Source organism: Anabaenopsis tanganyikae CS-531 (assembly GCF_029891675.1).
Taxonomy (GTDB): domain Bacteria; phylum Cyanobacteriota; class Cyanobacteriia; order Cyanobacteriales; family Nostocaceae; genus Anabaenopsis; species Anabaenopsis arnoldii.
Window position 1 is genome coordinate 36423 of the sequence record NZ_JANQDF010000056.1, and the last position, 7623, is coordinate 44045.

Consider the following 7623-nt stretch of genomic DNA (forward strand, 5'->3'; position numbering starts at 1 on the left):
AACGATCTAAATAATATTCAAACTGAAAGAGTAACTTTTATAATATCATTACAATCAACATCTAAGTGCAAGGGAGCAAAATTATCAACTTTATTAGTCTATTGACTCTAATTGCTAAAAAATTATTTTCAATGTTGTTGCATCTCACTGAAAATACTGACGCCAAGGTGAGATAGCTTTTTATTTATCTGATCATAACCTCGATAAATTTGCCATGCATTGCTAATATTAGTTGGGCTATCTGCTACCAAACCCGCAATCATCAAGGCGGCACCGGCTCTTAAATCCAGGGCTGTTACTTCAGTTCCCTGAAGTTTATTGCCTCCCTGAATGACCAAAAGATTATCCTTAACTTCATAATTCATTCCCATTTTGGCCAGTTCCTCTGCATAGGCGTAGCGTCCAGGAAATCTCAGATCAATGACCCGGCTTTCTCCTTTAGCCATTGCGCCTAAGACAGTAAATAATGGTTGCATATCCGAATTAATTCCCGGATAAGGGCCTGTACTGATATCAATGGGATAACAGCTTGAACCTCGAACAATTAGGCGGTTATCTAAGCGATAAAAACGAACCCCACTTTCCCGCAGATGAATCAGAGGAACTTCTAAGTGTTCAAAGGGAAAGTCTACAATCTCGACATCTCCATTAGTGACAGCAGAACCAATTAGCCAGGTGAGTGCTTCAACATTGTCGGCAATTACCTCATGGATGGTACTACCTAATTCATTCACCCCTTCAACAATAATGCTTTCTTGTCCACGGACTTCTATCTTAGCTCCCATGGATCGCAAAAACTTAATCAGATCCTGAATTTCGGGACGGATGTGTGGTCCCCAAATGCGGGTTATACCTTCAGCTAGGCAAGCAATTATAATACTGTTTTCAGTAGCCCCAGTGGAACGAATAGGTAAAACAATCTCTGTTCCCCTGAGGTTTTGATGACTAGGAACTTCAGCACAAAGATAGCCTCCTTCTTCTTCCCAGACATGAGCACCGAAGGATTCCAGCACCATAACATGGATATCATATTTGCGATCGCCTAGCTTACAGCCTCCAGGTAATGGTACTTTACCCCTACCTGTACGACCGACTAACGCACCTAAAATCAGCAAAGTGTTACGAATAGAACGTTTTGACCAAAGCAACTCTGATCGAGGTGGGTTAGTCTCTACAATTTCTAGCTCACTCTGGTTGATTAATTGGCAAGTTTTACCCAGTGCTGTTAGCATCTCAACATGAAGACGAGCATCAAGTAAACCGCTTGGGTAGTTCTTAAGTCGAACCGGAGCCGACGTTAACAAAGAAGCCGCTAAGAGGCGAAGAGCAGAATTTTTTGCACCGCTAACCCTGACCTCTCCGACCAAACGGGAAGGGTGAACAATCAGGTTATTTAAGTTTTCTGTCATTTTTTAAGGTAGGAAACGAACTTCTGTTTCTAAATGAATTCCCAATTCAGCTTCAACAGTCTTTTGAATATGTGTGATTAATTGACGAACATCTGCGGCTGTTGCACCGCCCAAATTTTCAATCCAATTGGCGTGCATGGGACTCACCCGCGCTGCACCAATTTGAAAACCTTTCAGACCCGCTTGTTCGATATACCATCCAGCCCCCTTACTCCCGGGATGTGACTTAAAAGTGCTCCCTGCAGTAGGTTTATCTAACGGTTGCTTACGCTTACGCTCCGCAAGATGGTCAAACGTGTTTCGGCGAATCTCATTTGGGTCGCCCTCCTCTTGTAAGCAAAAACGAGCTTGTAATATTAGGCGCTTTCCATTTAATAAATCGGTGTGACGATAACCAGCATCAACGTCTTCCATTGTTAGTGTTTCAATGGTGCCATCCAGATTTAAGACATCGAAATTTTTCACAATTGCTCTCATCTCACGGGGACGAAAAACAGTCAACCCAGCATTCATAGTGATCGCGCCGCCTACGGTACCGGGAATACCAATGAGAAACTCAAAGCCCGAAAAGCCCTCCCGTGCTGCGAATTTAGACAATTGAGGTAAGAATACACCACTCCCAGCAATAATTAAGTCTCCATCACGTCTCAACTCAGTGAGGGAGTTACGAGTTAATATTACTAACCCAGGTAGTCCAGCATCATCAATCAATACATTAGACCCACGACCAAGAAAATAAATAGGTATTTCCTGTTCATAGGCCCAGGTTACCAAGTTGGGTGCTGTTTCAAGATTTGGTTCTGCCAACCATTGCGCAGCACCTCCTATTTTCCAGGTTGTATAGGGAGCCAATAAAACTTTCTGTTGAATATTACAATCCATCACTGTGTCTATTCTTGTAAGGTACTCCTACAGCCACAATATTTTCAGGAACGTCATCTAATACAACAGCATTTGCTCCTATAATTGCATTTTTTCCAACTCTAATTTTTCCCACAATTACAGCACCTGCAAATATTTTTACTCCAGATTCAATATATGGATATTCTTGTGGTAATCCTGGTTTTACATGACTACCAATTGTTACGTTTTGCCATATCTTAACGTTTTCTTCTATGACTACTCCCTCACCAATAACAACTCCTACAGGATGTTTAAATTCAACACTAGGATGAATAATAGATTTTTCTGAAATATAACATCCATATCTTGATTGCCGATAACGAATCAATTTAGCCAAAAGGATATAACCTTTTGTGCGAAGCCATCTTGATAACTGATAATTTCTATAAACTTGTTTATCGGGAGAAAAAAAGTTTGTTATTGCTTTACGGATACCTAATCCACCACTAAATTGCATCTGTGCACCTATCTCTTGACGACCTAACTGATAATTTCTATAAATTTGCTTATCAGGAGAAAAAAAGTTTGTTATTGCTTTACGGATACCTAATCCACCACTAAATTGCATCTGTGCACCTATCTCTTGACTAACCATAGGGCTGGGGTGAGGTTATGTAATCATAGTAAATTTATTATCTTCACCATCCACACCACTCAAAGCCATAGTCCGAAAACTGCTACTATTAGCCAGCAATTCCTCATAAGTACCCTGTGCCACTACCTGTCCCTGATGTAACTGAAAAATACAGTCGCATCTCTGCACAGTACTCAAGCGGTGGGCAATTAAAATTACCGTCAACTGATGACTCAACCCCTCAATAGCCGCCATCACTTCCTTTTCCGTGGCATTATCTAAAGCACTGGTAGCCTCATCAAACACAATCACCGAGGCATTGCGATACAGCGCCCGGGCAATGCCTATGCGCTGCCTTTGACCCCCACTCAGCCGAATTCCCCGCTCTCCCACGTAGGTATCATATTTAGCTGGTAATCCCTCTATAAATTCATCAATCTGAGCCAACCGCGTCGCCTTTCGCACCTGCTCAAAATCAATCTGGTCTTGAGGAATCCCAAAAGCAATATTCTCCGCAATAGTGCCATCACTCAGAAAAATCTGCTGGGGTACATGGGCAATACTCTGTTGCCATTGGCGTAACCTCTCACCTTGTAAAGGTAACCCATCTACCCAAATTGTGCCTTTATTTGGTTGTAAGAGTCCCAAAATTAAATCTGCTGTGGTACTTTTCCCACTTCCCGTACTCCCCACAAACCCTACTGTGGTCTTGGCGGCAATCTGCAGGTGAAAATCACGCAATACCCAGGGTGTTTCCTGGTGATAACCAAACCATACCCCATCAAACCGTAGTTCCTGTTCCAACCCCAAGGGACTGGAAACAGTCGTTCCCAGCAGTGGCTCAATGGGTCGTTCTAAGGCCACTAACACCCGCGTTAACGCCGCCCGCGACCCCTGAATTTTTGCCACAGATGCAAAAGCCTCTTGCATAGCCGGTAGTAACCGTTTCGCCCCCAGGGCTAAACTACCTAATACTGGCACCGCCTGGCTAAAATCCCCATTTTGACCTAAACTCAGTGCTAAAAGGGCGATCGCAGACAATGCCAAAGCCTCTATGAGATATCTGGGGGACTGGGAAATAATCAAATTAGTCGCTGTAGCTTGCTTTAAAGCAGCCTCCGCCCGCAGATACACCCGTTCAAAAAAGTCTTGGGAATGTCCCAATAGCACATCCCGAATCCCGCCAATCCCCTCCTGCACCACCTTGATTTTCCGTTGCCCCGATTCGGCGATAATTTTGCTATTACGCTTGAGTAAGCGTTGCCGGGTGCGATAAATCACTGTGTAGGCTCCCCCCAAAATTACCCCTGTCCAGAGGGCAATGTTGCCATCAATGAATAATAGCGTCGCCATCAAAGCAGGTATAACCAGGGCATCCGTGAAAAACGCCACCAAGGGGATCAAGATATTAATAGTCAGAAGCGTGGTATCCCCAGTTACCGTCTGCATCAAATCGCTACTGTTGTGCTGCACATGGAAACTGTAGGGCTGTCGCAGAGTAGTGTGATAAACCTGGCTACTGATATCAGAACCCACCGCTGCAGCCAAGCGCAGCCGCACATGCAGGGTCAGCAATCGCAGCCCATTAGCTAATACTGCGGCGACAATAAACCCCACAGCTAAGGCCCTCACTAGTTGGATTGGGGTCTGAATCTGCAATAAGTTTAATACTGGTTGGAGATGGGGAGCATTCAATAGCATCTGTGCATTAGTCAAGGCTCCCAGAAAGGGAAAAATTGCCCCCACACTAACCATCTCACTCACAGAAGACAGTAGCATCAGCAGTAGCAAAGCCCCCAACTGCACCTGACGGCGACGGCTCAGGTAGCCCCACAATTGCCGTAATTCCTTAATTAATGTTTGACTGTGCTTATGTCGGTTTTTACCGTCAGTATTTTTAGGCATTTTTTGTAATTGATCAGGATTTTTATGCAACATTGGCTAAATGGTTGACAGTATCCTCTTTTTAAACCTTGAGATCAGAAATGCAGGGAATAAGCATACTATTTTTCAATGTTTATATAACATCCAACAAATGGCGATCGCCCATAAACATTTCCCATGTTTCAGAAAGCAGATGTAACTTAACCCTTAAGTTCTAACGCTCTGCTGCTATTGATAAATTAAATTGACAAATCACACAAAAATCCTTAACCTTCTTCCTAGTCGGTTAAAAACCGACTTCAGCTTTTAGCCAGGGAATTCATTCCCTGGCTCCCTGGTTTTTGTGTTTAGTGGAGGTTAATTTAACTTCAGTTTGTTGTTCTGAGCCTGAAATTGTGGTTCTCAGTCCTGTATGTTTATTCTATGTAACCTGAGATTTCAATCATACGTAATGGCGATCGCGAAGCGCTGCTGCAAGCAGATCGCCCCTTGGTGCAGAAGGTCATCATAAATTACCACTACTTGAGGAAAGCTGTTGTAACCAAGTCTGTAACTGTTGCACATCCCGAAAGTCTAGTAATTCCTCTGCTAAACTTTCCAGTTGCTCTACTGGTAGCATCTGAATTTGCTGTTTGAGTGTATCATCCAAGGTTCCCAAGCGACGCTGTAACTGACGTATAACTAATTGGGTTTCCCCTTCAAGTCGTCCTTCAAGTCGTCCCTGTTGTAGTCCTTGTTTTTCCCCCTGCTGTAATCCCTCTTTCAATATTTCCTGATACCAGGGCGATTCTCTCAATACCGTCATGTCCCACCTCATGATTTGTTGAACTAAGGGAATATCTAAGACAAAACTAGCAAAAAATGACAATAACGGTTCTAAGTCTTGCAGTTGCTCATCCTGTCTTAACTCCCTCACCGCTTCTCGTAATTTCTCTTCCCTGTTTCCACCCTGCAAAATTGGTACAAATGGCAATAGGGTTGATATCTTCTGCTCAAATACCAGGTTAACATCTACCTCCCACAGGTTAATCACTTGGTAGTCTTGATAGGCTCTTATCCCTAATATCTCTGATTCATAACGTTGGGGAATGGTTTGTTTACTACTTGGGGGGAGGATGTTGATTAAGACTGGATATACCCTTAAGTTATAACGTTCTTCTGCTAAAGCTGTATAAGCCCGTATCCTTTGGGGCATTCTCTGATTGTACCGTAGCTGTAATTCATTGAGCAGCAAAAATTCTCCTATTTCTGGGGATAAAACCTTCAGTAAAACATCACTTTCCCGCTCTATCCACTGAAATTCTGTGTTGAGGATGTCTTGTACTTGTAAGTCACTGCGCTGGGTAATCCACTTTACCCAGGTGTTGGGTGCAAGACTGATTAATCTTTTCCCCCCTATGTCTGCTTTTTTCGCCACTGTTGGTTATGATGATGTTGATTTGATCTCAGGAGCGATCGCCCCTTGGTGTAAAAGTTCTCACCAATCCAGGGAATCAATTAAGAGTCTTCCTGGTTTTGGGGTTTGGGTGGAGGTTAATTTAAATCGGTTTCGTGTTCTGCTCCGGATATACCCTGAAGTTCTACAGCTCTGCTGCTATTGATAAATTAAATTGACAAATCACACAAAAATCCTTAACCTTCTTCCCAGTCGGTTTTTAACCGACTTCAGCTTTTAGCCAGGGAATTCATTCCCTGGATCCCTGGTTTTGGGGTTGGGTGGAGGTTAATTTAAATCCGTTTCTTGTTCTGCTCCTGAAATTGTCGTTCTCAGTCTTGTATGTTTATTCTATGTAATCTGAGATTTAAATCATACGTAATGGCGATCGCGAAGCGCTGCTGCAAGAAGCAGATCGCCCCTTGGTGCAGAAGGTCATCATAAATTACCACTATTTGAGGAAAGCTGTTGTAACCAAGTCTGTAACTGTTGCACATCCCGAAAGTCTAGTAATTCCTCTGCTAGACTTTCCAGTTACCCTACTGGTAGCATCTTAAGCTGCTTTACTGTATCATCCAAGGTCCCCAGGCGGCGCTGTAACAGACGTAGAACCATTAAGCTCTCTCCTTCAAGTCGTCCCTGTTGTAATCTCTCTTTCAATATTTCCTCATACCAGGGTGATGCTCCCAATCCTGTCATCTCCCACCTCGTATCATGCAATGGAAACAGCAGACCTAGAAACAGAGGCTTTGGGTGCATTCACAAACAATAAAAATTATTGAGAGCATGATGGTTCAGTTGTTTAGCATTTAGCCGCGTAAACTCACCCACTGAAGGATTCCCGTCAGGGTCAATTACTCCTGTTACCTGTTGCCAGAGTTCCTTGGGTGCCAAAGAAATATCATATCTACCATCATCCGACGACTGACAGACATAATACCACTTTTTTTCCTGACAGTGTTCACACCAAAAAGCCTCTAACCACTCTCCATGTAAGGTTACTGCTGTGTAATTGGCGATGGACAATAATGCCGCCCGCCGACTTAAGCCTCGTTCCTGTAATTGTCCTGCTTTGTCGGCGAAAAGTCTATATTTTTGACTCACGCTATCCAGATAACAGCCATGTATAGGACAATAGATATCCCTACGTTTTGAACGTTTCCGATTTCGGTCACACCTTCTCCGCAATTCGACCTCCTCAGCTAAATCTAACTACAACTTGCGAAGGTTACGTTTAGAGGGACTGAGATCAATTGAGACCATCGAAGCCCAACTCTTAATAGGACTTACGCAACTGGCACAGGCGATCGCTACGCAGAGCTTGCATCTGTGTGTAGCAATCGCTAAATGAAAGCACATTGGTATTATATAAGTGATGTCAATGGCACGGGGGGATGCCTAGTGCAGTTGATAGTAGA

Annotated in this window: 6 protein-coding genes and 1 pseudogene; all 7 read right to left on the reverse strand. The window is 43.5% G+C overall.

The annotated features are described in order from the left end of the window. Window positions 1-128 precede the first annotated feature (128 nt). Window positions 129-1409: a UDP-N-acetylglucosamine 1-carboxyvinyltransferase gene (locus NWP22_RS05760; protein WP_271734908.1), complete on the reverse strand. Its 1281-nt coding sequence runs from the start codon at window positions 1407-1409 to the stop codon at window positions 129-131. A 3-nt stretch (window positions 1410-1412) separates the two neighbouring features. Next, window positions 1413-2291, reverse strand: coding sequence for a UDP-N-acetylmuramate dehydrogenase (gene murB / locus NWP22_RS05765; RefSeq protein WP_271734906.1), 879 nt, complete (start codon window positions 2289-2291; stop codon window positions 1413-1415). Next, entirely contained in the window at window positions 2281-2907 is a 627-nt protein-coding gene (locus NWP22_RS05770) for an LbetaH domain-containing protein (RefSeq protein WP_280801620.1), read from the reverse strand. The genes murB and NWP22_RS05770 overlap by 11 nt, the downstream gene beginning before the upstream one ends. Before the next feature lie 15 nt (window positions 2908-2922). Then, window positions 2923-4791, reverse strand: coding sequence for an ABC transporter ATP-binding protein (locus NWP22_RS05775; protein WP_271734903.1), 1869 nt, complete (start codon window positions 4789-4791; stop codon window positions 2923-2925). Window positions 4792-5275: 484 nt separating this feature from the next. Further along, on the reverse strand, window positions 5276-6187 hold the full coding sequence (locus tag NWP22_RS05780; RefSeq protein ID WP_271734902.1) for an Rpn family recombination-promoting nuclease/putative transposase: 912 nt from the start codon (window positions 6185-6187) through the stop codon (window positions 5276-5278). A 456-nt stretch (window positions 6188-6643) separates the two neighbouring features. Further along, window positions 6644-6964: pseudogene (locus NWP22_RS05785) on the reverse strand (DUF4351 domain-containing protein). Beyond that, window positions 6965-7393 (reverse strand): hypothetical protein, encoded by a 429-nt coding sequence (locus NWP22_RS05790; protein WP_271734901.1) that lies wholly within the window; start codon window positions 7391-7393, stop codon window positions 6965-6967. Between the last annotated feature and the right edge of the window lie 230 nt (window positions 7394-7623).